The sequence below is a fragment of the Ruegeria sp. SCP10 genome (genome assembly GCF_040329495.1).
GTDB lineage: Bacteria > Pseudomonadota > Alphaproteobacteria > Rhodobacterales > Rhodobacteraceae > Ruegeria.
Window position 1 is genome coordinate 92,305 of the sequence record NZ_JBDZYF010000010.1, and the last position, 24,840, is coordinate 117,144.

Below are 24,840 nucleotides of genomic sequence, written 5' to 3' on the forward strand. Positions count from 1 at the left end.
GTCTGGAGGAACGCGGGGCGTGTGTTGCGACAGTCTGGGAGGAGGCGACTGTCGCAGAACTTTGAGGTGTTAGTTGACCGCCTTGGCGTCAACCACATCTTTTTCGATCGCTTTGGACGATGAAATCTCGATCCGGCGCGGTTTGAGCGCCTCGGGTACTTCGCGCTTCAGATCGATGTTCAGCATGCCGTTTTCATGGCTCGCGCCGGTGACGCGGACATGGTCGGCCAGCGCAAATCGGCGCTCGAACGCGCGGGTGGCGATGCCACGGTGCAGGTAGCTGCGCTCTTTGTCCTCGGCGGCTTTCTTCCCTGCCACGACAAGCGAATTTTCCTTCACTTCTACAGACAGGTCATCCTCGGAAAAACCGGCAACAGCCACGGAAATCCGGTAGGTGTCGGCATCGGTTTTTTCGATGTTATACGGGGGGTAGCTGGGCTGTGCGACGTCACTGGTCAGAACGCGGTCCATCATGTCTGCGATCTGGTCAAACCCAATAGTGGCGCGGTGCAGCGGTGCAAAATCAAAAGTACGCATGTGTCGTATCCTCATCCTTGAGCGATTTACGAATTCAGCCCTCCAATTGGACGGGCGATTTGAGAGACCGAACCCCATCTGTGGCGATCCGGTACAATTCACATGGGTAGCAATTTGACTGAGTTCAACCCCCGCCCGAGCTGATGAATTTCGCGCCCGAGCTGGATTTGTCGGACCCCACCTGCAAACGGCGGATCGAGGCCTTGGGTTTAGGCGCATTGCTGCGCATGATCGCCTTTAACTCAGAGACGACATTTTTTAGTTCCATCCCAAACCCGATCTTCTCGCCACCGCGCACGCTGACTGCCGATACGACCGACAGAATCTGCCAACGCGCGCCGTTCTTGGCCAGGATCGCCGAACCGGACGAACCGAAAGTGATATCGCAGTTGAAAGTGATCAGCCCCAGACGCCGTTGCAGAATGCTGCAGGACCGTTCGCGCGTGATCGCCTCGGCCCGTCCACGGCCATAGGATGCAATGCTGATTTCCCCATTCGGCACCCGCCCGTCATGCAGGGCAAATGGGTCAGCAACCGAATAGGGGATCGGTTCTTCCAGCCGCATCAATGCAACGTCATCGCGAATGTTCTCAACCGACAAAGCTGCGCCCGCGTCATAGCCAGGATGGGGCACGATTTGCACCACTTTGCGCTCAGCCAGCGCAGTGCCATTGCTTAAACCAGCGCGAAACGTGACTTCACCGGGCATATATGGCTTGCCGGTTGCCCTGTCCAAAGCACAATGCGCCGCCGTCAAAACCAGATCCTGCGCGATCAATGTCCCGGTACAAAACGACTGCGTGCCAACATCAAGCCGCCCGATCGCCTCCCACCCGTACAGGTCTTCACGATCCGTCAGTTTGCGTTTGTTGGCCTGCGCCTCGGCTGTTGTTGTCAAAAGGGCGAGACCGAAAAGAGCCGTAAGTATCGTCTTGATCATGGCTTGATAAACCTCGCTCCGACATTTTTGCCGCCACTGCCGCTCAAAGCGGATGAATCGATACCACGCCCGGCCTCAAGTTCAGCCTGCAGCAATTCGAACGCCTTCTCGACAGTCGTACCGATTGCCACACTTTCCCCATTCATGCTGGCCTTTGCAGAGATAACCGAGACGATCTTCGGTTCTGGTTCAGAGAACAAAAACACCGGCGCCCCCGATGATCCGAAATTCACATCGCATGACATCACCACAACATCCGATTGCCGGTTCACGACCGAGCACACCTGTTGCAGCGAAGGGGCCTCGGCCCGATTTTGCGCATATGAGACCACACCTACCTTTTGGCCCCGCTTTGGTGCGGCGCCGATCTCAAAAGGAGATACTGATATGTTTCTGACAGGCTGCCACAGCTCAACCAAGGAAACATCATAACCGAAGCTATTTTGGGATATCTTTGCTTGGAAACTATAGTCCGGATGAATCGCCACGCGCCGCACATCGCGATAGGCCAGCGCACGACCTAAGCGCCAGCCAGCCAGAAATTCCATATCCGCCGGATCGATAGGTTGGCCCGTGGATTTGTTGTACATGCAATGTGCGGCAGTCAGCACGAGATCTGGTGCAACCAGCGTGCCGGTGCAAAACCCAACGCCTTTGATGTCCAGGCGCCCGACAGCCATCCAATCCCGCCCCGAATCAGATGTATCAAGGCTTCTCAGCCCGCTATCCTGCGCGGTGGCCGCAATAGGCAGCACACAGAGCGCGATTGCTTTTATCCAGTTTCGCACGCGGTACTCCGCTCGATTCCCCCGGCCAACTGTGCTACGGGGCGGGTACGGCGAAAATAGGGCGGTCAGGGAATTTGCAGGTCGTGATGCGGCGGTGCATCACGCCGGTTCAGCGCAAGATTGGCACATCGGACGCCATATACCCGGTGCTCAACGCCCGTGGTTTCGGCCCGCCTGTGACCCAATCCAACAATTCGACGGTGTGCACAATCGGCACCTCGGTAGCCGAGCCAATCTGCATCATGCACCCGATATTCCCTGCAGCGATAATATCTGGTCTTTTGGCCTGCAAGGTTCTGACCTTGCGGTCTTTCAGCTTGGCAGAGATTTCGGGCTGCATCAGATTATACGTCCCGGCACTGCCGCAGCACAGATGGCTGTCTGCAGGTTCGACCACTTTGAAACCCGCGCGCTTCAACAGGTCCTTGGGATAGGTTTTGATCTTTTGCCCATGCTGCAAAGAACACGCCGCGTGATACGCAACCGTCAGGCCCTGATCGCCCTGCTCTGGTATGTCCAACTGCATCAGCAACTCGCTGATATCCATCGTCATACCCGAGACCCGCGCTGCATCCTCTGCCAGATCCTCGTCGCGAAACATATGGCCGTAGTCCTTGACCGTCGTGCCGCAACCGGAGGTGTTGATCACAATCGCATCCAGGCCATCCCCATTCATCTCCTGCGTCCAGCCTCGGATATTTGCAGCAGCAGCGGCGTGGCTATCGCGGCTTTTGCCCATGTGGTGGGTCAGCGCGCCACAGCACCCCGCGCCTTCGGCCACTACAACCTCGCATCCCAATCGGGTCAACAGCCGGATTGTGGCATCATTGATATCGGTGTTCAGCGCCTTCTGCGCACAGCCTGTCATCAACGCAACGCGTTTCTTGCGCGGCACTTTGGGTGCAAAGCTTTGCGGATCATCGTTCCGGCTGACCGGAGGAATGTATTTAGGTGCCATGTCCAACATCGCGCGCAATCGCGGATCGGGCATCAGCGACCGAAATGGCCGCCCCAGCTTGGCCCCGAGCAGCGCCCAGCGAAACCGCATCGGATAGGGCAGAATCTGCGCCAGAACCCAGCGCAAGACACGATCCGAGAGCGGGCGTTTGTAGTTGTTTTCGATGTATTCCCGCGCGTGATCGACCAGATGCATATAGTGCACGCCTGAGGGGCAAGTCGTCATACAGGCCAGACACGACAGGCACCGATCAATATGTTTCACCGTCTTTTCATCCGGCAAACGCTCATTCTCGAGCATATCCTTGATCAGGTAAATCCGGCCTCGCGGGCTATCCAACTCATCCCCCAGAACCTGGTAGGTCGGGCAAGTTGCTGTGCAAAATCCGCAGTGAACACAGTTGCGCAAAATCTCATTCGCGCGCCGGGTTCCCGGGTCTTTCAGCTGGTCTTCGGTGAATGTCGTTTGCATCTGACTACCCCATAAGCCCAGGATTAAAAAGGCCTTTCGGATCGAACTTCCGCCGTAAGTCCCGCGTTAAGCTTGCCAGCGGTTCGGGCTCGGGCTGCAACCGGCCAAGTGTTTGAATCGTCTCCGGCGCGGCGCGAACAAGCGTGGCGTGCCCATCAAATTCGCCCAGTCGCGCGCGAATATCTGATCCCGCATCCACAAGCGCCCAAACAAGCCCACCACCCCAATCCAGCAGCAGGTTTTTGGCCTCCAGCCGCGCCGCAACCTCCGCCGCATCCGAGGGTTTTGTGGAAATGCGCCAAACATCGCCTTCCTTGTCCTCAAACCTGCCCACATCCCGGATCGCGCGCCATGTCTCCTCTGGCTCTTCGATCTGGGCAGCCTCGCCATACGCGGAAAGCTCACGTTGCAACTGACCGATCCGATACGCGACCGAGTCGGCAAACCCTTCGATCCGCAACAGAGCCTGACCCAATTCGGGATCATAAGCGGCACCGCTCACCTCAAACGGGGATTTCAACGCAGCCGACAGCATCTGAACTGCGGCTGATACCTGCGTGACCGGCATGCCCAATACCGCCACAGCCTCTGGCTTTGGCAGCACTTTCAGAGACACCTCGCTCAGCACTCCCAAAGTGCCCCACGACCCGGCCATCAACTTGACCAAATCATAGCCGGTGACATTCTTCATCACTCGCCCACCATTCTTGATGACTTGCCCCCGCCCATCGACATATCGCACACCCAGCAGAAAATCCCGGCACGCCCCGGCCTGTATCCGCCGCGGACCCGAGATATTGGCAGCGACAACCCCGCCTATGGTCGACTCACCCGAGGTTCCCAACAAAGCCCGGTAATCGGCAGGCTCAAACGCCAGTTGCTGCTCTTCCGCTGCCAACGCCGCCTCGATCTCAGTCACCGGAGTCCCCGCCTGCGCCACCAAAGTCAGCGCGCCCGGTTCATAGAGCGTTATGCCACTCAACCCCGCCGTACTCAAAACCGGTTCAGGCCCAAACACGCCGCGCGTTCCTCCGCCCTGAATACGCACCGGCTCGTTCAACCCGGCCACGATATCGGCCAGCTCCATCTCTGTCTCAGGTCTCATATCACTTCTTCTGTTCAAAAATACCTCGGGGGAGGCGCGCAAAGCGCGGCGGGGGCAGAGCCCCCTATTCCGCCGCCATCTGCGCTACGCGGCGGGCTTCGGACACATCCAGCGGAAACACCTTGGCCGGGTTCAGCAGCCATTGCGGATCGAACACGTCCTTCACCGCCATCTGCGCCTCTAGGTCGGCAGGCGTATATTGGTGCGACATCAAATCCCGTTTTTCGATACCCACGCCATGTTCTCCGGTCAGGCAACCGCCGACATCAACACACAGTTTCAGGATATCCGCACCAAAGGCCTCGCATTTCTCCAGATCGCCGGGTTTGTTGGCGTCAAACAGGATCAGCGGGTGCATATTGCCATCCCCTGCATGGAAGACATTTCCCACAGGCAGACCATAGTCTTCGCTCAACTCTCCAATCCGACGCAGCACTTCGGGCAGCGAGGACACCGGAATCGTACCATCGAGGCACATGTAATCGTTCAGCTGCCCCATCGCGCCAAAGGCCGACTTCCGGCCCAGCCAGATTTTGGCACTTTCCTCGGCCGATTGGCTCTCACGCAGTTCAACCGGGTTATGGCGCTTGGCGATTTCAATGATCTTGGAAAGCTGATCGTCGATCTCGGCCTCAGAACCCTCAACCTCGACTATCAGCAAGGCCGTGCAATCAGGATAGCCAGCATGGGCGAAGTTTTCGCAAGCCTTGATGCAAAGGGTATCCATGAACTCGATTGCCACCGGCAGGATGCCCGATTTGATAATGTCAGAAACGCACTGACCGGCCACCTCATTGTCATCGAACCCCATCAGCACGGGCCGTGCGCCTTCGGGCTTGCGCAGGATACGCAGCGTTGCTTCGGTCACGACACCCAGCTGCCCTTCGGACCCGCAGATCACGCCCAACAGGTCCAGTCCGCCAGAATCCAGATGCGCGCCGCCGATCTCGACTACGCGGCCATCCATCATCACCATCTTGACACCCAACAGGTTGTTCGTGGTCACCCCGTATTTCAGACAATGCGCCCCACCCGAATTCATCGCAATGTTCCCCGCAATGGCGCAGGCCAGTTGCGACGAAGGGTCTGGTGCATAAAAGAAATCCTCTTCCTCTACCGCTCCAGTTACGCTCAGATTGGTACGGCCGGTCTGAACGCGAATGAAGCGGTTGTCATAATCGGTCTCCAGCACGTCGTTCATGCGCGCCACACCCAGAATCACGCAATCCGCAGTCGGCAGCGCCCCGCCCGCAAGCGACGTTCCTGCACCGCGCGGAACCACGGGCACGCCCTCCTCGTGGCAGATACGCAAAACATCCGAAACCTCTTGTGTCGTCGACGGCAGCACCGCCAGCATCGGCGGGCAGCGATACGCAGTCAGCGCGTCACATTCATAGGCGCGTGTCTCTGCCGGGTCGTGGATCACCGCATCCTCGGGTAGAACTTGCTGCAGTCGCGCCAGAACGCGGTGCTTTCGCGCAAGTACATCGGGATTTGGCTGGGGCATTTCCATGGCTGATCCTCCAATTTGGTAAAATAATATTACCAATTTCTGCATCTGGCAAGTTTCGATCTTCCGACTTAGTGTCGCAGTCATGTCCTGGATCGCTCAATCCCTTCCTTTTTCCCTGCCCGACTATGCCGCTTTGCTGCTGTTGCTGGGGTCCTGGCTTTGGATCGGTTGGCGGGTTGAAAACGCCTCCGCTCAGAAGCCCTCGGTCAGTCGCATCATGGATGGCTATCGCCGGGATTGGATGAAAGAAATGGTCACCCGACAGCCGCGCATGTTCGATGCGCAAGTGGTTGGCACGATGCGGCAGGGAAGCACGTTTTTTGCCTCGACAACCATGATCGCTATCGGCGGAGGACTTGCTTTGTTGGGCAATCCTCAGCGTTTGGCCGGGCTGGCCGAGGATTTGGCACTGGGTACAGCACCCGCATTGGTATGGGAGGTCAAGATATTGATCATCCTTCTGTTTCTGACCAATGCATTCCTGAAATACGTCTGGGCACATCGCCTGTTCGGCTATTGCGCGGTGCTGATGGCCGCAGTCCCGAATGAGCCTGACGACCCCACAGCTTACCCACGCGCCGCACAGGCAGCCGAGATCTGTGTCACCGCGGCGCGCAGTTTCAACCGCGCGTTACGTGCTACCTATTTTGCGTTGGCCGCGGCGGCTTGGATTCTGGGACCAATACCGTTGGTTCTGGGCACGGTGATCACGATGGCCATGCTCTATCGGCGGGAATTTGCATCGCAATCGCGCACGATTTTGCTCGACACCGGATCGTGATCGTCACGGTGGGCAAGACAAGGTAAGATCACCACATGAGATACCTTGTTCTTTGCGCCCTGCTGGCCACCCCCGCCTTTGCCGATGCTCCGGTGATCGAAAACGTCACCGCCCAGCGCAATGGTGAAACCTGGCGATTCGACGTCACAATCCGCCACCCGGACACAGGCTGGGACGATTACGCAGATGGCTGGCGTGTTCTGGACATGGACGGGACCGAATTGGGTATGCGCGTGTTGCACCACCCGCATGTTGATGAACAGCCCTTCACCCGATCCCTTGGCGGAGTTGCCATTCCAGAAGGCACCACCCAGGTCCAGATCCAGGCCCGCGACAATGTCGGGGGGTGGAGCGACGACACCACCGTGATCGACCTGAACTGAGGGTCAAAACACCCCTAGGCTTAGACCTGCTGCCATCGCTGCGCCAATTTCGCGGCATTTATCCAACTGATCTTGGGGGATAACCTTCTCGGCCAGTATCGCTTCCGGCGTCTGCGCATGGGTGCACAGGATCAGCGGCGGCTGCACTTCTTTCAACCGCCAGCCGGTGGCGATGCGGGCGGTTTGGCGTGCGGCATTCTCTCCGTCGGACCCGGCGCAGATCATCTGTGCGTAGGGGCGACCCTCGATCCGGCCCAGAACGGGATAGTAGCTGCGATCGAAGAACTCTTTCATAAGGCCCGAAATTGCGGCGAGGTTTTCGGGGGCGCAGAAAATGTAGCCGTCGGCGGCCAGCAAGTCTTCGGGCCCGGCCTGATCTGCGGTTTTCAAGACGATATCTGCCTCATCCCCACCCGCCTCAGCTGCCGCCTCAGCCATTTGCCGGGCACCGCCTGTGCGCGAATGATAGACAATCAGAAGCTGCGCCATGTCAGACTCGTTTTAGACCCTGTGATAGGGGCCGCCAGACAGAATGGTTGCGGCCCGATAGAGTTGCTCGGCCAACATCACACGGACCAGCATGTGGGGCCAGACCATTGACCCGAAAGAGATGGAAAAATCCGCCTCGGCGCGCAGTGAAGGGTCAATTCCGTCTGCTCCTCCGATAATCAGCGCGAGATCCTGCCGCCCAGCGTCACGCCAATTACCCAGCTTTTTCGCAAATTCCGGTGAGGACATGACCCGCCCGCGCTCATCCAGCGTGCAGATCACCGCCCCCTTGGGCAGCGCCTTGCGCAGCAGCGCGGCCTCGGCCCCCATGCCTGCGTTTTTCTTGTCTTCGACCTCGATCACCTGCGCAGGACCAAGGCCCAAGCCACGGCCGGTCCGGTCAAATCGGGTCAGGTAATCGTCAAGCAGGGACTTCTCGGGTCCGGCGCGCAATCGCCCGACCGCAACTATGCTGATACGCATATCTCTCTCGCCTCCGGCCTTTCAATACAGGCCAGGATGGCGCCTCAGTTGGCTGAGGCGCTGCCGCCCGCAGGCAGCCACATCTTTTCCAGCTGGTAGAATTCACGCACTTCGGGGCGGAAGATATGAACGATCACGTCGCCCGTATCGATCAACACCCAGTCGCCGGCATCCTTGCCTTCGACCTTCGAGGTGAAACCAAACTCCTGCTTGATGCGATCCGTCAGCTTTTCCGCCATGGCTGCGACCTGGCGGGTCGACCGACCCGAAGCAATCACCATGTGATCCGCAACCGAGGACTTACCACGCAGATTGATCTGCACAACATCTTCGGCCTTGTCATCGGAAAGTGAGGAAAGGATGCGTTCAAGCAGCGTGTCGCTGATTGACTGAGAGTGGGCCATTACCTTGGCCCCGTCTTCGGCAGGTAAACCCGCCTGGGTATGTAGAGACAGGACATAGTCCTCCTTTGCTGTGCGCCGCAAAACCCCGGCGCAGGGGTATTATTAAGGTAGCAAGGCGATTGCAACATTTCAATGAAAGGCCGCCACAGCATCTGGATGCGGGCTCACTCTTTGGCAAGCTGTTGCAGGTCTGCGTCGTCGGGCAGCAGGCGGACCTCGCGCTGCGGGAAGGGGATTTGGATGCCTTCGGCGTGGAACGCATCCCATAGCGCCAGATACACATTGCCCCTGATATTGGTCAGCCCCTTGGTCGGGTCGCTGATCCAGAAGCGCAACACATAGTCCACGCTGCTGTCGCCGAAGCCGGTGATATGGCACACCGGGTCATGCCCGTCACTGCTGAGGACCCGCGAAACCGATTGCACTGCCCGGATCGCCGTGGCCCGCACATTGTGGGGGTCGTCGCTATAGCTGGTGCCAAAAGTCAGGTCCAACCGCACGAACCGGTCCGAATGCGACCAGTTCACCACCTGATTGGTGATCAGATCTTCGTTCGGGATCAGATATTCCCGCCCATCCCGCGTCACGACCGAGACATAGCGCGCGCCCAACGCATTGATCCACCCGAAGGTATCGCCCAGTGAAATGACATCGCCGGGTTTGATCGACCGATCCATCAGGATGATGATCCCCGAAATCAGGTTCGACACGACCTTTTGCAACCCGAAGCCGATGCCCACACCAATCGCGCCCGACAGCAGCGCTATGCCGGTCAGATCGAACCCCAGTGTGCGGATGGCCGCCATGAAAACGGCGCCGTACAGAACAACCTGTATGCCCTTGGCCAGCAGCACCTGCATTGACGGCGAGATATCGTCGTTGCGTTTCAGGCCGCGCTCGGCAACGCCTGCTCCCAACCGCGCCAGAGTGAGTAATACACCGATCAGCAGTGCGGCTTTCAGAATACCCAGTGCCGAAATGTTCAGATCGCCGATGGCAATGGCCATACCGTCGAGAAACCCCGCGACATCGTCGGTCAAGCCCAAGGCAATCAGCGTCGCGTAGATCCACATTGACCACTTGAATATCTGCCGCAGCGTTCGGTTCCGCACCAGTCGCGACGCCAGCGCAATGACCAGCCAGGCTGCGGCAAGCGTGGCGAAGACGCCAATGATGTAACTGCGCGATGGCCATGTGACCTGTTGCATCACCAGATACAACCCACCGGAAAGCGCAACAAAATAGACCAGCGTCAACCGGCGCATGAGCTGGACCAGAATGCGCAGGCGCCATTTCGGCCATCCAACCCGCGCCCTGGCCCAAGCGTCCCAACGATTTTGGGAAAACAATCTGAGCAGATAGGCCAGCATCCAAAGGAACAGGATGATTGCCAACTGGTATTGCCGCCATCCGGGCGTGACGATCAGTTCAACTAGATTCTCAAACTGAGAAGAGAACGCCGCCGCCATATTCGCATATAGCTCTGACAGGGTTTCCGGTAGCAGGTCCTGATTCATGTGGGTCAGCTTGGACATCCCTTTGGATCGATGCAAGCCCGGACCGTATTGCGCCTTGATCGAAGGCCAGACGCGTTATATCTGATGCGCATGAGACTCATCGTGGCCCAAGAACAGAACCTGGAAGATCGCGCACGCCTGCGCGAGCGGTTCTATGGGGCTGCCCGCACGGTTCTGGCCCGCCTATCCGCGGCCTAAGCCACCTCGCCAGCTATTTCTCATTACATACGGGGAGAGGACAGATGTCCCCCAAAACACTCTATGACAAGATCTGGGATGCCCATGTCGCGCATGAAGCCGATGATGGTACCTGCCTGCTGTATATCGACCGCCACCTGGTGCACGAGGTTACCAGCCCGCAAGCCTTCGAAGGGTTGCGCATGGCGGGCCGCAAGGTGCGCGCACCGGAAAAGACCATTGCTGTACCAGACCATAACGTGCCCACCACGCCGGATCGTGTGAACGGGATCGAAAACCCGGAATCGCGTATTCAGGTCGAAGCGCTGGACAAGAACGCCAAGGATTTTGGCATTCACTATTACCCGGTGAATGACGTTCGTCAGGGCATCGTGCACATCGTCGGCCCCGAACAGGGCTGGACCCTGCCCGGCATGACCGTGGTTTGCGGCGACAGCCACACCGCCACCCATGGCGCGTTTGGCGCACTGGCCCACGGCATTGGCACGTCCGAGGTTGAACATGTTCTGGCCACGCAAACCCTGATCCAAAAGAAATCCAAGAACATGAAGGTGGAAGTCACCGGCAAATTGCAGCCGGGCGTGACCGCGAAGGACATCACTTTAGCCGTGATCGGGGAAACCGGTACCGCTGGCGGCACCGGCTATGTCATCGAGTATTGCGGCGAAGCGATCCGCGATCTTTCGATGGAGGGTCGCATGACCGTCTGCAACATGGCGATCGAAGGCGGTGCGCGCGCTGGCCTTATCGCGCCGGACGAGACCACATTTGAATATGTCAAAGGCCGCCCGCACGCCCCAAAAGGCGCGCAATGGGAAGCTGCGATGGACTGGTGGAAAACGCTCTACACTGATGAAGGCGCGCATTTCGACAAAGTCATCACCTTGCGCGGCGAAGACATCGCACCGGTTGTGACCTGGGGTACCAGCCCCGAGGACGTGCTGCCGATCACCGCATCCGTACCTCACCCCGAGGATTTCGAAGGCGGCAAGGTCGACGCGGCCCGCCGGTCTATCGAGTATATGGGGCTGGAAGCCGGTCAGAAACTCAGCGATGTGGAAATCGACACCGTCTTTATCGGGTCCTGCACCAATGGCCGGATCGAAGACCTGCGCGCTGCAGCCGAAATCCTGAAAGGCAAAAAGATCAAGGACGGCATGCGTGCCATGGTCGTGCCGGGATCGGGCCTTGTCCGCGCTCAGGCCGAAGAAGAAGGCCTGGCCGAGATTTTCAAAGAGGCCGGTTTCGAATGGCGTCTGGCGGGATGCTCGATGTGTCTGGCGATGAACCCCGACCAGTTGCAACCGGGCGAGCGCTGTGCCGCGACCTCGAACCGCAACTTTGAAGGCCGTCAGGGACGCGGTGGACGGACCCACTTGCTAAGCCCGGCTATGGCCGCCGCAGCTGCCATCACAGGACGACTTACAGACGTCCGAGAGTTGATGTAAGCTGCCCTCATAAACAACTTTTGAGGGAATTGAGACATGAGTGACTGGGTCAAATGGCTTCTGCTGGGGCTACTGTCCATCGCGTTCGGCATCTTCGTTCTGGGTGCACCGGTCGTGGCGTCGATTGCCGTGACGGTGGTGACCGGAGTGCTGCTGCTGATCTGCGGCGGTTTGCAGGTTGTGGGGGGCTTCACCGTTGAAGGCGCCGGCAATAAAATCCTGTCACTCATCATGGGTGCGGTCATGCTGTTCCTTGGCTGGTCCTTTCTGGATCACCCGCTGCAGGGCACACTGACCTTGGCGACCGTGGTGCTGATCCTGTTCATGGCAGGCGGCATCGCGCGGATCATCCTGTCCTTCCAGATGCGCGGAACCCAGTTCTTCTGGCCAACGCTGATCTCGGGCATCTTGTCGATCGTGCTGGCCGGTATCATCTGGAGTTATGTGGGGCAGGAGCCGCAGGCGCTGCTGAGCATTTTGGGGATTTTCCTGGGCATCGAGATGCTGTTCAACGGGTTCGGATTGGTCTTCATGGCGTTCTTCGTCAAGAACGCACCCAAGGACGAAACAACAGAAGCGAAAGAAGCTTAAACGCGGGATACGGGCGCGGCCCTCTCTCGCAGGAGTGTAGAACATGGAAAAGTTTGAAAAAGTCCACGGGGTGGCCGCCCCAATGCCGCTGATCAATATCGACACCGATATGATCATCCCCAAAGTGCATCTGAAAACCATCAAACGGTCGGGTCTTGGCGTCGTTCTGTTTGATGAGATGCGCTATCATGATCATGGCGGCGAGAACGAAGAGTTTGTTCTGAACAAACCCGCTTATCGCAACACCGAGATTCTGGTGGCAGGTGACAATTTCGGCTGCGGCTCGTCGCGGGAACACGCGCCTTGGGCAATCAAGGATTTCGGCATCAAGGTGGTGATCTCGACCAGCTTCGCCGACATCTTCTTCAACAACTGCTTCAAGAACGGCATTCTGCCCATCGTGGTTGAGGAAGAACATCACACGATCCTGATGGATGACGCGCACAAAGGCGAAAATGCCCGTATGACCGTGCATCTGGAAGATCAGCAGATCACCACATCGGACGGACTGGTCATCGAGTTTGACATCGATCCCCACCGTAAGCACTGCCTGTTGAACGGTCTGGATGATATCGGCCTGACGATGGAAAAAGACCACCACATCGACAAATTCGAGGATCACGCGAGTCAGGCCCGACCCTGGGTATGATTCTGTGGATGATTCTGTGGGCACTCAACCCTATGGGGTCGCAGTCGCGACCCCATTCGCATTTTAGGGGTTGAAAACCACAAAACCACAACATCTAGGTCTCATTTTGAGATACACGTCGGATTTGCGTCGAAAATGATGCAATCCCGCACCAGTTGCGCCATCTTTTTGCCCGAAATCACGTGTTATCTGCACCCTGGCTTGAGCGGAATGCCGCTTATCGTCCAAGGTGTCGGAAACGAGGCATCCGTCACTTTAACAAACGGGCGGGCACAAGTTGGAACCAAGTTGGCAAAGACCGGCTGGTCCAGTTTGAAAAAGGGTTCGGATAGTGATTGCGCGCACAACAGGGGCGGCGATACGTGGAATATTGGTTGCGCTTCTGGTGCTGACCCCCGCGTTGTACCTGCCAGTAACATCGACGAACGGGACCGAAATAGTGGTCTTTCTCGCGATCCTCGCGTTTATCTTGACATTTGCCGAATATAACTCTGCCTTTCCCAGCTTTATCGAATTTCGCGATGCCCCGCCGGTAAACCGGTTGCGGTTTGTCGGACTGTTCTCGATGGTCACTTTCCTGACCTTGATCTGTAAGAATGGCTACGCTCCGACACAGCTGACCACATTCTCATATTCTGTGGGTCTGGCAGTCGCAAATGTGGTCGATTTCCCGTATTCGCCGGTACGCCTGATCGTGTTGATGCTCCCGGCTGATGCCAGCGCGCCGCTGGTAGAGCTGGTGCGCATAACCGCCAGCATCGCCTATGTCGCGGCGCTGGTGACGATTGCAAGCTTTGCCTATGCTGTGAAACTGAAGGGATGGCCTACCGGGAATGGGGCATTCAATGTCTGGACCAACCTGCCGCTGTTTGACCCCACCAAGGGCGGAGACGTGGTCAACCGCCTTCAGCGCGATGGCCGTCTGAATATCTGTATCGGCGTTCTGTTACCTTTCCTGATCCCTGCTGTAATCAAGCTGCTGACCAACTTCGCCAATCCGATCTCGCTGAGCAATCCGCAGACCCTGATCTGGACCATGAGCGCCTGGGCCTTCCTGCCCGCCAGCATGATCATGCGAGGCATGGCTACCTTGCGCATTGCCGGGCTGATCGTCGAAAAGCGCCGCGCCTATTCAACATCCGAGACCGCTCAGGCCGCATGATCCGCGCCCTGGTCCTGCTCTTGCTCCCCGCAGTGGCGCAAGCAGACGTGGTGCGTATTGCAACCTACAATACCGAGCTCAGCCGCAAGGGTCCTGGACTTCTGCTGCGCGACATCCAGAGGCTTGACCCGCAGGTTCAGGCCGTTGTCGATGTGCTTGCATCCGCACGACCGGATATCGTCGCGCTTCAGGGCATCGATTGGGACTTGGACGCCCTTGCACTGACCGCGCTGGCCGACGTGTTGCGCGAGGCCGGGTTGGACTATCCCTATCTGTTCACGTCTCAGCCGAATTCCGGGCTGGAAACGGACCTTGATCTGGACGGGGATGGTAAAACACACGGCCCCGGAGACGCGCAGGGTTGGGGGCTTTTCACCGGCCATGGCGGGATGGCAGTGCTATCGCAGTTTGAAATCCTGAGCGCCGAAGCGCAGACGTTCGAAACGCTGTTGTGGAAGCAATTGCCCGGGGCAGAGTTACCTGTCTCAGACGGCAAGCCCTATCCTTCTAAGCATGCGCGAGACGCTCAACGCTTGTCATCAACCGGACATTGGATCGTCCCGGTCAACACACCTCTGGGTCGGCTGAACCTGATGACCTTCCATGCAACGCCCCCGGTGTTTGACGGCCACGAAGATCGCAACGGATTGCGCAACCGGGATGAAATCCGGTTCTGGTCGGTACTGATGGACGGTGGTCTTGGCCCCGTACCAAGCGCCCCCTTTGTCATCGCGGGTGACGCCAATCTCGACCCGCAACACAGTGATGGCCGAACCGAGGCTATCGCAGCACTGCTCTCCGATCCACGCCTACAGGACCCGCAACCCAAGTCTCCATTGGGCGAGATCGCAACCGTGCATTGGAAAGCGGTTGGCGCGCTTCGTGTAGACTATGTATTACCATCCGCCGATCTGCAGGTTGTGGATGCGGGCATATTCTGGCCGCACCCCGACGATGAGCAAAGAGACAGCGCCGAGCAAGCCAGCCGTCATCGGCTGGTTTGGGTGGACGTTACGGCCCGATGAGACTTCGCGGTACTCAAAGACCCGATCCTGTTCTTGTGTGCGATGGCTGACCGCATCGCCTGATCCACATCGGTGTGCGGTACATCCTCGATCAGTTCTGACAGGAAGGCGCCATCCAACTGGTGTGGAAGATCCCATAAGTATCGCATCTCAAGCAGGTGCGGGGCCATACGCCAGAACGGGCGTACTAGTTTTATGGGCCACCACTCCATCTTGGCGATCGCAACCTCCTGCACGGTAACGCGGGACAGCGATTGCGCGATCTCAGTGCCCGTCAGCGTGTAGCCGGGAAAGGGGGCGTCGCAGAACCGAGGAAGCTCATGCCGCATCTCGGCCAGCATCACTGCGGTGCGGGTCAAATCAGGTAGATAGGCCCAAGCATGCGGGATATCTGGGTTGCCGGGATACGTCAGACGACCCTTGGACAAACCTTTGATCATGATCTGATCGAACCAATTGCCCGAAGCGCAAGTGTCGATGAAATCGCCAGCGCGCAGGATGATCGTCCGGACGGATGAGCTTCGGTAGGCTTCCTCCATCTCGATCCTGATCCGGCCCAGCGGGTTTTGCGCGCGATGCGGGCTGCCTCCGTACCAGGGGCCCGGGGTCTCTGCACCGAAGACATAGACATTGCCGGGTACGATCACGGTTGCACCAGTCTGCGCCGCCACATCGATCACCTGACGATGCAAGCCAGGCACCAATTGCGCCCAATCGGTATAAGGCGGGTTCCACGCGTTGACGATCACATCAACCCCCTGCGCGGCCTGCTCCAGCCTGTCCGCTTTGCGATTGAATGCGCGAACAGACCAACCGGCCTCTTGAAACGCAAGTCTAGCGTTGCGACCAAATCGGCCATTGGCCCCCAGAATAAGCACAGATTGCTGCATGACACGCTCCTTTCCGGATCAATCTAGCCATACAAATACTTAAAGGAATTGCCGAAAACTGCAGAACGTGTATTCATTTTTGAATGGACAGATCTATTACCCATTCCGACTGGTCCCTGATCCAGAGCTTTCTGGCCGTGGCCGAAACCGGATCTTTATCTGCTGCCGCGCGGCGTTTGGACCGCAGCCAGCCGACGCTGGGGCGCCAGATCCACGCACTTGAGGATGAGCTGGGCGTATCCCTGTTCGACCGCCATGCGCGCGGGCTCAAGTTAAGCGAGGTCGGCACGCAGTTACTGCCAATGGCGCAGCAAATGCATACGGCCATGAGCACCTTTAGTCTTACGGCAGCGGGGCAGTCGCAACAGCTGGAAGGTTCGGTCCGCATCACAGCATCGGTCTTTGCCTCACATCACCTGCTGCCGCCTATCCTGGCGCAAATCCGTGCCCAGGAACCTGCGATTCAGCTGGAACTGGTGGCCACAGATGCGACCGAAAACCTGTTGTATCGCGAGGCCGACATCGCCGTGCGCATGTACCGGCCCGAGCAGATGGATATCGTCTCGCGTTATCTCGGGGATGTTCCCCTGTGTTTCTGTGCCGCCACCTCGTATCTGGACCGTGCAGGGCGGCCAGAAAAACCCGAGGATCTGTTCGATCATGATCTGGTTGGCTTCGATGCCAATGAGCAGATCATCACCAAAATGCGCCAAAAGGGTTGGCCCGCCAGCAAAGGAAGCTTTGCTACTCGCTGTGATCTGCAAAGCGCCTATTGGGAGCTGATCCGCGCCGGATGTGGTATTGGCTTCAGCCAAGTGCAGATTGCTGAATCCGATCCGTTGGTCGAGGTTCTGCCACTGGATGTCGATATTCCGGTGCTTCCAGTCTGGCTGGCCGCGCCACAGGCGATGCGACAAACGCCGCGAATCCGCCGTGTCTGGGACCTGCTGACCGAGGGTTTGAAGGCTTCTCTCTGACCGGTTTCCAAGGCGCAAAGCCAAGAAATCCAATTTCCCGCGTAGAACCTGCGTTTATGCCCGCTCGTCTCATTGACCCGATGCGACGCAGGCGCTAGGGCCTTTGCTGTCAAACGCAAGGAGATCCTTCATGTCCAACCCCTCGCTCCTCATCCTGCCCGGAGACGGAATTGGCCCCGAAGTCATGGCCGAAGTGCGCCGCATCATCGACTGGTACGGCACCAATCGCGGCCTGGAATTCGACGTGAGCGAGGATCTGGTCGGTGGTGCGGCCTATGACGCTCATGGCAAGCCATTGTCAGACGAGACCATGGCCAAAGCGCAAGAGGTCGACGCGGTTCTGCTGGGCGCTGTCGGCGGTCCTAAATATGACGATCTGGATTTCAGCCTCAAGCCCGAGCGCGGCCTGCTGCGCCTGCGCAAGGAAATGGACCTGTATTCCAACCTGCGCCCGGCACAATGCTTTGACGCGCTGGCCGATTTCTCATCGCTCAAAAAAGACATCGTCGCTGGCCTCGACATCATGATCGTGCGCGAGCTGACCTCGGGCGTCTATTTCGGCGAGCCGCGCGGCATTTTCGAGGAAGGCAATGAGCGTGTGGGCATTAATACCCAACGCTACACCGAATCCGAAATCGAGCGCGCTGCGCGCTCGGCCTTTGAACTGGCGATGCGTCGGAACAAAAAGCTGTGCTCGATGGAAAAGGCCAACGTGATGGAGTCCGGAATCCTGTGGCGTGAAGTGGTCGAGCGTGTCAGCGCCGATTACCCCGAAGTCGAGCTGTCACATATGTATGCCGACAACGGCGCCATGCAGCTGGTCCGCGCCCCGAAGCAGTTTGACGTGATCCTAACCGACAACCTGTTCGGGGATATCCTGTCGGACTGTGCTGCGATGCTGACCGGGAGCTTAGGCATGCTGCCCTCTGCATCCTTGGGTGCCCCGATGGCCAATGGCCGCCCCAAGGCGATGTACGAGCCGGTGCATGGTTCGGCCCCCGATATCGCGGGCGAGGGCAAAGCCAACCCAATCGCCTGTATCCTCAGCTTTGCCATGGCGCTGCGCTACAGCTTTGATCAAGGCGCCGAGGCTGGCCGCCTGGAAGCTGCGATCGAAAAGGTTCTGGCCGATGGCGTGCGCACCGGTGATCTGTTGGCGGATGAGGGTGTTCAGCCGGTTTCGACCTCGGAAATGGGCGATGCCATTCTGGCGGCGTTGGACGCGAGTGTCTAAATCCCGCCGCACCTGAAAGTCAAAAGGCGGTGCCCAGCGCACCGCCTTTTTTAGTTGCCACCAAAGATCCCCTTGAGCAGGTTGTTGATGTCTTCCGCAAAACCACCCTGTCTGCGGCGAGGCTGCGGCTGCGCCACCTGAACCGGCGGTTCTGGCACGATCATCGGCAAGGGTGTTGGCGTCATCCCTTCGGTCACGCGCACCATCGTTTCTTTCCATATCTCGGCAGGCAGACCGCCGCCCGTGACACCGGACAGGGGGGTGTTGTCATCATAGCCCATCCACACACCAGCCACATAGTCTGCCGTAAATCCGATGAACCACGCATCCCGCGCCGCCTGCGTTGTCCCTGTTTTCCCCGCAACCTGCCATCCGGGCAGCTTGGCCCTCCCGCCAGTGCCTTCGGATACGACGCGCTCCATCATCCAGGTTAGCTGTTTCGCGGCGCTGTCATTGATCACGCGCTCGCCGATGCCGGTGGTTGTCACCATCACAGGTTCGGTTTCGCCTAACAGCTTCAACTCGGTCAGGCCGTAGGGCTCAACCGAGGATCCGCCGTTCAGGATGCCTGCATAGGCTCCGGTCATCTCGATCAGCGTGCTTTCAGACGCGCCCAGCGCCAGCGCCGGACCCTGTGCCAGATCGCTGGCAATCCCGAAGCCGCTGGCGACGGTGCGCACATTGTCCAGCCCTGCAACCTCGGCCACTTTCACAGCCGGAATGTTCAGAGAATTCTTCAACGCATCCGCCAGCGTGACACGACCATAGAACCTATTCGTGTAGTTCTTTGGACACCATTCACCCGATCCCGGAATGCTGACGCAATAGGGCTCGTCCATCACCGTGGCATAAGGTGAATACCCAAGCTCAAGCGCTGTGGCATAAACAAACGGCTTGAACGAGGACCCGGTCTGGCGCAGCGCCTGAGTGGCCCGGTTGAACGCGCCCGAAACACGGGTTTTGCGCCCGCCGACCATGGCCCGCACCGCCCCATCCGCTGACATCACGACAATCGCCGCCTGCGCCTTGGACCCTTCGCGCACCTTTTCCTGAAAGATGTATTGCAGCGCCTCTTCGGCAGATTTCTGGATACGCTGATCCAGTGTGGTGCGGATCACGACATCTTCGGTGGTGTTGCGCGTGAAAAACTCCGGCCCACTGGCCATGACCCAATCCGCAAAGTACCCACCTGCTCGGGCCGCAGCGGCCTCGGAGAGTTCCGCCGGACGACTGCGCGCCTCGCTGGCCTGCGCGCCGGACAAATAGCCTTGGTCTTCCATCAACCCGACCACAAGGCGAGCGCGATCCTGAGATCGTTGCAAGCTGTTGGTGGGCGCATAGCGCGTGGGCGCAACCAGCAGTCCGGCCAACATGGCCGCTTCGGCCGGAGAGACCTCGGCTGCTGATTTACCGAAGTACCGCTGGCTGGCAGCTTCGAACCCACGTGCACCGGCCCCCAGAAACGCACGGTTCAGATAGATCGTCAGGATTTCGTCCTTGGAGTATTTCACCTCCATCGCCAGCGCATAGATCGCCTCTTTGCCCTTGCGCCACAGCGAGCCCTGACGGCAATCCGCTTCATACGCGGCTTCGGACTCCCATTCGGTTGGGTCATAGGGAACGCCCAGACACAGCAGCTTGGCTGTCTGCTGAGTGATGGTCGAGCCCCCATGGCCCGACAGTGGCCCGCGCCCTTCGCTCAGGTTGATACGCACCGCGCTGGCAACGCCGCGCGGGCTGACGCCGAAATGGCGATAGAACCGCTTATCCTCAGTCGCAATCACAGCGTTCTTCAGATGGGGTGAGACCGTATCTGCCGTGATCACCCCGCCAAACTGGTCTCCGCGCCAGGCAAAAACCTTGCCATCCCGATCCAGCAGGGTCACCGATCCGCGCGCGCGCCCATCCAGCAGGGCGTCCGCATCGGGCAACGAGGTATACACAACACCAACTGCCAAAGCGATCAGCATCGCGACAACAGCGCCCACGCGCCATGTGACACCCCAGATCAGTCGCCAGACCCAACGGAACAAACGGCGGAAAAACCCCCCGCCATTGCCGCCCGAACGCTTGCGGGTTTTCTTTCGGGCCGTCTTGCGCGTTGCCGTCTTTCGGGCGGTGGATTTCTTACCCGCCGGTTTCGCAGCCCGCTTGGTCGTCGAAGGCTTGCGCCCCTTCGACGGGTATCGTTTATCCGCGACCAATCTCGGCTTGCGGCGCTTGGACTCAGTCATGCTCAAACTCTGCCCGGTTATTCTTTTGGCACACCATACCCCGGCGACATAGCTATGTAGAGGTCCGATTTTCCGGAATTTCCCCTCTCATATTCGCCTAATTTTTAGCCGTTCGGCAAGTTTTGTGCAAAAATTGTGCAACTTTGCGTCATTTTCGAACCGTTTAACGACGGGGAATCGTTCCTAAACGCCCCTCCTCAGGCTCTTTTTCTGCAGGTGCAAACAAGCCGGTGTGACCGGAGAAGCAGAGGGGACTGACGTGAAACTCATCATTGCGACAATCAAGCCGTTCAAGCTCGAGGAGGTGCGCGAGGCACTGACCCAGGCTGGCGTGCGCGGCATGATGGTGACCGAAATCAAGGGCTTCGGCTCGCAATCCGGTCACACAGAAATCTATCGCGGCGCAGAATACGCCGTGAACTTCGTACCCAAGATCAAACTGGAAATCGTGGTGCCCGCCACGATGGCCGACCAGATCGTTGAGACCATCACAAACACTGCCAAGACCGGCAAGATCGGTGACGGCAAGATTTTCGTCCTCGATGTCGAGCAGGCGCTGCGTGTGCGGACCGGGGAAACCAACGAGGACGCGCTGTAAGGCGCCGACACTCATATCATTCGAGGACTGACAATGAACCTGATGAAATCTCTCATCCCTGTTGCCGCACTTGTCGTGCTGCCGCAGATGGGTCTGGCGCAAGAGGCCGCCACTGGCGAAGCCGCGCTGCACACCCAATATATCTTTACCACCCTGCTGTTCCTGATGGCGGGCTTCCTGGTCTTCTTCATGGCGGCAGGCTTTGCCATGCTGGAAGGCGGTTTGGTGCGTTCCAAGAACGTCGCCATGCAGATGACCAAGAACGTGGCGCTGTTTTCCATTGCCGCGATCATGTACTGGCTGATTGGCTTCAACACGATGTATCCGGGCGACTTCAATGGTTTCTTTGCCATTGGCGGCCCAACCGTACTTGATCCGGTTGGTGTTGACCCTGCCGAGGCTGCTCTGGATTACGCCTCAATCGGTTCGGACTTTTTCTTCCAGCTGGTCTTTGTGGCGGCAACCGCATCTATCGTGTCGGGTGCCGTGGCGGAACGCATTAAACTGTGGCCGTTCCTGATCTTCGTGGTTGTTCTGACCGGTATCATGTATCCGATCTCTGGCTCCTGGCAGTGGGGCGGTGGCTGGCTGTCTGAAGCTGGCTTCTCGGATTTCGCTGGTTCTACAGTTGTTCACTCGGTCGGTGGCTGGGCGGCTCTGGCTGGATGTCTGATCCTTGGCCCGCGTATCGGCAAGTATAAAGACGGCAAGGTTCACCCAATGCCCGGTTCGAACCTGGCGCTGGCCACCTTGGGTACTTTTATCCTGTGGCTGGGTTGGTTCGGCTTCAACGGCGGCTCACAGCTGGCCATGGGCACCGTGGGTGACGTAACCGACGTGTCGCGCATCTTTGCCAACACCAACATGGCTGCCGCATCTGGTGCTGTTGCTGCCCTGATCCTGACCCAAGTTATGTATAAGAAGCCTGACCTGACCATGGTGTTGAACGGTGCGCTGGCTGGTCTGGTCTCGATCACCGCTGAACCTCTGGCTCCGACCCTGTTCGGCTCGCTATGGATCGGTGCAGTTGGCGGTATCATCGTGGTCTTCGCGGTTCCGATGCTGGACAAGTTCAAGATCGACGACGTTGTCGGCGCGATCCCGGTTCACCTGTTCGCAGGCATCTGGGGCACCATCGCCGTGATCTTCTACGGCGAGGCCAGCCTGATTACCCAGCTGACCGGTATCGTCGCATACGGTGTGTTCACCTTCGTCGGCGCTCTGATCGTATGGTCGATCCTGAAAGCGGTGATGGGCATCCGTGTCAGCGAAGAGGACGAGATCAACGGCCTCGACATGGCAGAACTGGGTATGGAAGCCTATCCGGAATTCTCGAAGGGCTAAGAACTTACCAAGCTGAACAAAAAACCCGGGCGTTCGCGCCCGGGTTTTCTTTTTTCCTGAGACAGGGCTCAGACGCCGACGTCGACAATCGCCTGCGCCAGAATCGGCACGGTCGTCGCGTTCAAACCGGCAATGTTCAACCGGCTGTCGCCGACCATGTAGATTCCGTGATCGTTGCGCAGTTGCTCGACCAGTTCCGGCGCCGCGCCGAGGCGCGAGAACATACCGCGGTGCTGGGCGACAAAGCCGAACCGGTCTGATCCGGTCAGCCTCTGCAACTCGTCTGCCAGTTGCTGACGCAGGCCCAGCATAGAGAGGCGCACCTCCTCCAGCTCAGCGGCCCAATCTGCGCGCAGGGCATCGTCGGTAAGGATGGTGGTCACGACCCGTGCGCCATGGTCCGGCGGGAACGAGTAGTTCTGGCGGTTCAGGAAGGCCAGCGTCGACTGGTTCAATGCCGTCTGCGCCGCATCATCGCTGATCGCCATCAGCAGGCCGGTACGCTCACGGTACACGCCGAAGTTCTTCGAGCAGGACGCCGCGATCAGGCAGCGCTTGACCGACGAGGCCACCAGGCGGGTTGCTTGCGCGTCTTCCTCAAGACCGTCGCCAAAACCCTGATAGGCGACGTCGATCATCGCCACGAGGCCTTGCGCATTGATCAGGTTCACAACCTCTTGCCACTGCACGAGGTTCAGGTTTGCACCGGTCGGGTTGTGGCAGCAACCGTGCAGCAGAACCACGTCGCCCGCCTTGGCAGTTTTCAGGTCCTCGATCATACCGTCGAAATCGACGCCGCGGGTTTCGCCGTCGAAATAACGATACGGAACCGCCTCGATTCCCAAGTAGCTCAGGATCGACAGGTGGTTCGGCCATGTCGGGTTCGATACAAACACGCGCGCCTCAGGATTGGCCATGCGGATCATCTCGAACGCCTGACGACAGGCACCGGTGCCGCCGGGTGTTGCCGCAGCGGCGATGTTGCCGCGCGGAACAGCGTCGCCAAGGATCAGACCGATCATCGCATCAGCATAGGCCGGATCACCCGCCAGACCGGTATAGGCTTTGCTCTCCTGCTCCTCCAGAATGCGTTTTTCGGCGGCCTTGACGGCGCGCATCACCGGGGTCACGCCTTCGGCATTCTTGTAAACGCCCACGCCCAGGTCGATCTTCTGATCGCGCGGGTCGTCGCGGTACATCTGCATCAGCGCCAGGATCTTGTCGGCAGGTTGCGGTTTGAGATGTTCGAACATCAGGTCTCTCCGGTTGCGACGGGCAGGGTTGGGAAGGCACCCCATTCAGCCCAGGAGCCGTCATAAAGCGCGTGGTCTTTTTTGCCCATGCGTTCAAGCGCAAGGCTGAGGATTGCCGCCGTCACCCCTGACCCGCAGGAGGTGATCGCGGGTTTGGACAAATCGACACCAGCAGCCTCGAACACGGCGCGGCACTCTTCGGGCGATTTCATCGTATGGTTCTTGTTCAACAGCGTCCCAAAAGGCACGTTGCGTGAGCCGGGTATATGGCCCGAGCGCAAACCTTCGCGCGGTTCAGCCTCGGTTCCGGCGAAACGGGCGGCAGCACGGGCATCGATGATCTCATGATCAGCCAGTTTGGCGGCGGCAGACACCTGTGTCACGTCGCGTACCAGATGATTCTGAACCCGAACGGTCATATGCCGATCCCGGATCACAGGGGGCAGATCTTCGACCTCTCGCCCTTCGGCCTGCCATTTCGGCAGACCGCCATCCAGCACGGCAATGTTGTCCTGCCCCATCAGGCGGAACATCCACCAGACGCGCGCTGCTGAGGATAGGCCCGAGCCGTCATAGACAACCACCTGATGTCCATCCCCCACGCCCATCGCGCGCAGGCGGGACATGAACTTCTCGACCGGCGGCATCATATGCGGCAGGTCCGAGCGGTGATCCGCAATATCGTCGATATCAAAGAACCGCGCGCCCGGGATATGACCCGCATCATACTCGGCTCTGGCATCGCGCCCATGCTGCGGCAGGTACCACGACCCATCAAGCACCCGCAGATCGGGGTCCTTGATATGGGCGGCAAGCCAGTCGGTGGAAACGAGGGTTTTGGGATCGTCTTGCATCAAAGCCTCCCCTA

The 24,840-nt window shown here is 58.7% G+C and carries 26 protein-coding genes; 12 read left to right on the top strand and 14 right to left on the bottom strand.

Features of this window, described 5'->3' with window-relative positions:
* Positions 1-69: 69 nt before the first annotated feature.
* The 6 genes from ABLN87_RS17705 to ABLN87_RS17730 all read right to left on the bottom strand — a co-directional run bounded on the left by ABLN87_RS17705 (position 70) and on the right by ABLN87_RS17730 (position 6,312).
* Positions 70-537 carry an Hsp20 family protein gene (locus tag ABLN87_RS17705; RefSeq protein WP_353012722.1) on the bottom strand — a complete coding sequence of 156 codons (468 nt, stop codon included), beginning with the start codon at positions 535-537 and terminating at the stop codon, positions 70-72.
* Positions 538-661: 124 nt separating this feature from the next.
* Positions 662-1,477: a trypsin-like serine peptidase gene (locus tag ABLN87_RS17710; RefSeq protein WP_353012724.1), complete on the bottom strand. Its 816-nt coding sequence runs from the start codon at positions 1,475-1,477 to the stop codon at positions 662-664.
* Positions 1,474-2,157 (bottom strand): trypsin-like serine peptidase, encoded by a 684-nt coding sequence (locus ABLN87_RS17715; RefSeq protein ID WP_353012727.1) that lies wholly within the window; start codon positions 2,155-2,157, stop codon positions 1,474-1,476. Before ABLN87_RS17715 ends, ABLN87_RS17710 begins: the two co-directional genes overlap by 4 nt.
* Positions 2,158-2,374: 217 nt before the next feature.
* Positions 2,375-3,694, bottom strand: coding sequence for a glycolate oxidase subunit GlcF (gene glcF, locus ABLN87_RS17720; RefSeq protein WP_353012730.1), 1,320 nt, complete (start codon positions 3,692-3,694; stop codon positions 2,375-2,377).
* Between the two features lie 4 nt (positions 3,695-3,698).
* Positions 3,699-4,799: a glycolate oxidase subunit GlcE gene (gene glcE / locus ABLN87_RS17725; RefSeq protein WP_353012732.1), complete on the bottom strand. Its 1,101-nt coding sequence runs from the start codon at positions 4,797-4,799 to the stop codon at positions 3,699-3,701.
* A gap of 64 nt (positions 4,800-4,863) precedes the next feature.
* On the bottom strand, positions 4,864-6,312 hold the full coding sequence (locus tag ABLN87_RS17730; RefSeq protein WP_353012735.1) for an FAD-linked oxidase C-terminal domain-containing protein: 1,449 nt from the start codon (positions 6,310-6,312) through the stop codon (positions 4,864-4,866).
* An 82-nt stretch (positions 6,313-6,394) separates the two neighbouring features.
* On the opposite strand from ABLN87_RS17730, the gene ABLN87_RS17735 reads away from it, so the two are divergent.
* Positions 6,395-7,093 (top strand): DUF599 domain-containing protein, encoded by a 699-nt coding sequence (locus ABLN87_RS17735; protein WP_353012738.1) that lies wholly within the window; start codon positions 6,395-6,397, stop codon positions 7,091-7,093.
* A gap of 35 nt (positions 7,094-7,128) precedes the next feature.
* Positions 7,129-7,476, top strand: a complete 348-nt coding sequence (locus tag ABLN87_RS17740) for a hypothetical protein (protein ID WP_353012740.1) — start codon at positions 7,129-7,131, stop codon at positions 7,474-7,476.
* A gap of 3 nt (positions 7,477-7,479) precedes the next feature.
* On the opposite strand, the gene ABLN87_RS17745 is transcribed toward ABLN87_RS17740, so the two are convergent.
* From ABLN87_RS17745 to ABLN87_RS17760, 4 genes are all read right to left on the bottom strand, one after another.
* Complete coding sequence (locus tag ABLN87_RS17745) at positions 7,480-7,965, bottom strand: flavodoxin family protein (RefSeq protein ID WP_353012743.1); 486 nt, start codon at positions 7,963-7,965, stop codon at positions 7,480-7,482.
* Between the two features lie 12 nt (positions 7,966-7,977).
* Positions 7,978-8,448 carry a 23S rRNA (pseudouridine(1915)-N(3))-methyltransferase RlmH gene (rlmH, locus tag ABLN87_RS17750; protein ID WP_353012745.1) on the bottom strand — a complete coding sequence of 157 codons (471 nt, stop codon included), beginning with the start codon at positions 8,446-8,448 and terminating at the stop codon, positions 7,978-7,980.
* 44 nt (positions 8,449-8,492) lie between these two features.
* Complete coding sequence (rsfS, locus tag ABLN87_RS17755) at positions 8,493-8,852, bottom strand: ribosome silencing factor (RefSeq protein WP_353012747.1); 360 nt, start codon at positions 8,850-8,852, stop codon at positions 8,493-8,495.
* Positions 8,853-9,016: 164 nt separating this feature from the next.
* Positions 9,017-10,387: a mechanosensitive ion channel family protein gene (locus tag ABLN87_RS17760; RefSeq protein ID WP_353012750.1), complete on the bottom strand. Its 1,371-nt coding sequence runs from the start codon at positions 10,385-10,387 to the stop codon at positions 9,017-9,019.
* 84 nt (positions 10,388-10,471) lie between these two features.
* Between ABLN87_RS17760 and ABLN87_RS17765 the strand changes: the two genes are divergently transcribed.
* The 6 genes from ABLN87_RS17765 (at position 10,472) to ABLN87_RS17790 (ending at position 15,442) form a co-directional block, all read left to right on the top strand.
* Complete coding sequence (locus tag ABLN87_RS17765; RefSeq protein WP_353012752.1) at positions 10,472-10,567, top strand: isopropylmalate isomerase; 96 nt, start codon at positions 10,472-10,474, stop codon at positions 10,565-10,567.
* A gap of 44 nt (positions 10,568-10,611) precedes the next feature.
* Positions 10,612-12,015, top strand: a complete 1,404-nt coding sequence (gene leuC / locus ABLN87_RS17770) for a 3-isopropylmalate dehydratase large subunit (protein WP_353012755.1) — start codon at positions 10,612-10,614, stop codon at positions 12,013-12,015.
* A gap of 36 nt (positions 12,016-12,051) precedes the next feature.
* Positions 12,052-12,606, top strand: coding sequence for an HdeD family acid-resistance protein (locus ABLN87_RS17775; protein ID WP_353012758.1), 555 nt, complete (start codon positions 12,052-12,054; stop codon positions 12,604-12,606).
* 43 nt (positions 12,607-12,649) lie between these two features.
* Positions 12,650-13,255: a 3-isopropylmalate dehydratase small subunit gene (leuD, locus tag ABLN87_RS17780; RefSeq protein ID WP_353012760.1), complete on the top strand. Its 606-nt coding sequence runs from the start codon at positions 12,650-12,652 to the stop codon at positions 13,253-13,255.
* Between the two features lie 331 nt (positions 13,256-13,586).
* Entirely contained in the window at positions 13,587-14,417 is an 831-nt protein-coding gene (locus ABLN87_RS17785; RefSeq protein ID WP_353012763.1) for a hypothetical protein, read from the top strand.
* A complete protein-coding gene (locus tag ABLN87_RS17790; RefSeq protein WP_353012766.1) occupies positions 14,414-15,442 on the top strand; it encodes an endonuclease/exonuclease/phosphatase family protein in 1,029 nt (342 codons plus the stop codon). The genes ABLN87_RS17785 and ABLN87_RS17790 overlap by 4 nt, the downstream gene beginning before the upstream one ends.
* Here ABLN87_RS17790 and ABLN87_RS17795 read toward each other — a convergent pair.
* Positions 15,406-16,332 (bottom strand): epimerase, encoded by a 927-nt coding sequence (locus tag ABLN87_RS17795; protein ID WP_353012769.1) that lies wholly within the window; start codon positions 16,330-16,332, stop codon positions 15,406-15,408. The genes ABLN87_RS17790 and ABLN87_RS17795 overlap by 37 nt on opposite strands.
* 83 nt (positions 16,333-16,415) lie before the next feature.
* Here ABLN87_RS17795 and ABLN87_RS17800 point away from each other — a divergent pair, with 83 nt between their 5' ends.
* Together ABLN87_RS17800 and leuB are read left to right on the top strand one after the other, a co-directional pair.
* The gene (locus tag ABLN87_RS17800) at positions 16,416-17,309 is read left to right on the top strand and encodes a LysR family transcriptional regulator (protein WP_353012771.1); all 894 of its coding nucleotides are present in this window, start codon (positions 16,416-16,418) and stop codon (positions 17,307-17,309) included.
* Between the two features lie 130 nt (positions 17,310-17,439).
* Complete coding sequence (gene leuB, locus ABLN87_RS17805) at positions 17,440-18,543, top strand: 3-isopropylmalate dehydrogenase (RefSeq protein WP_353012774.1); 1,104 nt, start codon at positions 17,440-17,442, stop codon at positions 18,541-18,543.
* Between the two features lie 50 nt (positions 18,544-18,593).
* Here leuB and ABLN87_RS17810 read toward each other — a convergent pair whose 3' ends face one another.
* Complete coding sequence (locus ABLN87_RS17810; protein WP_353012777.1) at positions 18,594-20,777, bottom strand: transglycosylase domain-containing protein; 2,184 nt, start codon at positions 20,775-20,777, stop codon at positions 18,594-18,596.
* 259 nt (positions 20,778-21,036) lie between these two features.
* Between ABLN87_RS17810 and ABLN87_RS17815 the strand changes: the two genes are divergently transcribed.
* Positions 21,037-21,375, top strand: coding sequence for a P-II family nitrogen regulator (locus tag ABLN87_RS17815; protein ID WP_353012780.1), 339 nt, complete (start codon positions 21,037-21,039; stop codon positions 21,373-21,375).
* 33 nt (positions 21,376-21,408) lie between these two features.
* Positions 21,409-22,719: an ammonium transporter gene (locus tag ABLN87_RS17820; RefSeq protein WP_353012783.1), complete on the top strand. Its 1,311-nt coding sequence runs from the start codon at positions 21,409-21,411 to the stop codon at positions 22,717-22,719.
* 68 nt (positions 22,720-22,787) lie between these two features.
* On the opposite strand, the gene ABLN87_RS17825 is transcribed toward ABLN87_RS17820, so the two are convergent.
* Both ABLN87_RS17825 and sseA read right to left on the bottom strand, forming a co-directional pair.
* Positions 22,788-23,972 carry an amino acid aminotransferase gene (locus ABLN87_RS17825; RefSeq protein ID WP_353012785.1) on the bottom strand — a complete coding sequence of 395 codons (1,185 nt, stop codon included), beginning with the start codon at positions 23,970-23,972 and terminating at the stop codon, positions 22,788-22,790.
* On the bottom strand, positions 23,972-24,826 hold the full coding sequence (gene sseA, locus ABLN87_RS17830; RefSeq protein ID WP_353012788.1) for a 3-mercaptopyruvate sulfurtransferase: 855 nt from the start codon (positions 24,824-24,826) through the stop codon (positions 23,972-23,974). Before sseA ends, ABLN87_RS17825 begins: the two co-directional genes overlap by 1 nt.
* Positions 24,827-24,840 lie beyond the last annotated feature (14 nt).

Excerpts from the sequence above, each read along its gene's own strand:
- rsfS (WP_353012747.1), bottom strand. The coding sequence starts at position 8,852 with ATGGCCCACTCTCAGTCAATCAGCGACACGCTGCTTGAACGCATCCTT.
- ABLN87_RS17715 (WP_353012727.1), bottom strand. The coding sequence starts at position 2,157 with ATGGCTGTCGGGCGCCTGGACATCAAAGGCGTTGGGTTTTGCACCGGC.
- glcE (WP_353012732.1), bottom strand. The coding sequence starts at position 4,799 with ATGAGACCTGAGACAGAGATGGAGCTGGCCGATATCGTGGCCGGGTTG.
- ABLN87_RS17745 (WP_353012743.1), bottom strand. The coding sequence starts at position 7,965 with ATGGCGCAGCTTCTGATTGTCTATCATTCGCGCACAGGCGGTGCCCGG.
- ABLN87_RS17825 (WP_353012785.1), bottom strand. The coding sequence starts at position 23,972 with ATGTTCGAACATCTCAAACCGCAACCTGCCGACAAGATCCTGGCGCTG.
- ABLN87_RS17775 (WP_353012758.1), top strand. The coding sequence starts at position 12,052 with ATGAGTGACTGGGTCAAATGGCTTCTGCTGGGGCTACTGTCCATCGCG.
- ABLN87_RS17730 (WP_353012735.1), bottom strand. The coding sequence starts at position 6,312 with ATGGAAATGCCCCAGCCAAATCCCGATGTACTTGCGCGAAAGCACCGC.
- leuB (WP_353012774.1), top strand. The coding sequence starts at position 17,440 with ATGTCCAACCCCTCGCTCCTCATCCTGCCCGGAGACGGAATTGGCCCC.
- ABLN87_RS17760 (WP_353012750.1), bottom strand. The coding sequence starts at position 10,387 with ATGTCCAAGCTGACCCACATGAATCAGGACCTGCTACCGGAAACCCTG.
- sseA (WP_353012788.1), bottom strand. The coding sequence starts at position 24,826 with ATGCAAGACGATCCCAAAACCCTCGTTTCCACCGACTGGCTTGCCGCC.
- ABLN87_RS17790 (WP_353012766.1), top strand. The coding sequence starts at position 14,414 with ATGATCCGCGCCCTGGTCCTGCTCTTGCTCCCCGCAGTGGCGCAAGCA.
- ABLN87_RS17735 (WP_353012738.1), top strand. The coding sequence starts at position 6,395 with ATGTCCTGGATCGCTCAATCCCTTCCTTTTTCCCTGCCCGACTATGCC.
- rlmH (WP_353012745.1), bottom strand. The coding sequence starts at position 8,448 with ATGCGTATCAGCATAGTTGCGGTCGGGCGATTGCGCGCCGGACCCGAG.
- ABLN87_RS17820 (WP_353012783.1), top strand. The coding sequence starts at position 21,409 with ATGAACCTGATGAAATCTCTCATCCCTGTTGCCGCACTTGTCGTGCTG.
- ABLN87_RS17740 (WP_353012740.1), top strand. The coding sequence starts at position 7,129 with ATGAGATACCTTGTTCTTTGCGCCCTGCTGGCCACCCCCGCCTTTGCC.
- leuD (WP_353012760.1), top strand. The coding sequence starts at position 12,650 with ATGGAAAAGTTTGAAAAAGTCCACGGGGTGGCCGCCCCAATGCCGCTG.
- ABLN87_RS17795 (WP_353012769.1), bottom strand. The coding sequence starts at position 16,332 with ATGCAGCAATCTGTGCTTATTCTGGGGGCCAATGGCCGATTTGGTCGC.
- glcF (WP_353012730.1), bottom strand. The coding sequence starts at position 3,694 with ATGCAAACGACATTCACCGAAGACCAGCTGAAAGACCCGGGAACCCGG.
- ABLN87_RS17800 (WP_353012771.1), top strand. The coding sequence starts at position 16,416 with ATGGACAGATCTATTACCCATTCCGACTGGTCCCTGATCCAGAGCTTT.
- leuC (WP_353012755.1), top strand. The coding sequence starts at position 10,612 with ATGTCCCCCAAAACACTCTATGACAAGATCTGGGATGCCCATGTCGCG.
- ABLN87_RS17705 (WP_353012722.1), bottom strand. The coding sequence starts at position 537 with ATGCGTACTTTTGATTTTGCACCGCTGCACCGCGCCACTATTGGGTTT.
- ABLN87_RS17810 (WP_353012777.1), bottom strand. The coding sequence starts at position 20,777 with ATGACTGAGTCCAAGCGCCGCAAGCCGAGATTGGTCGCGGATAAACGA.
- ABLN87_RS17710 (WP_353012724.1), bottom strand. The coding sequence starts at position 1,477 with ATGATCAAGACGATACTTACGGCTCTTTTCGGTCTCGCCCTTTTGACA.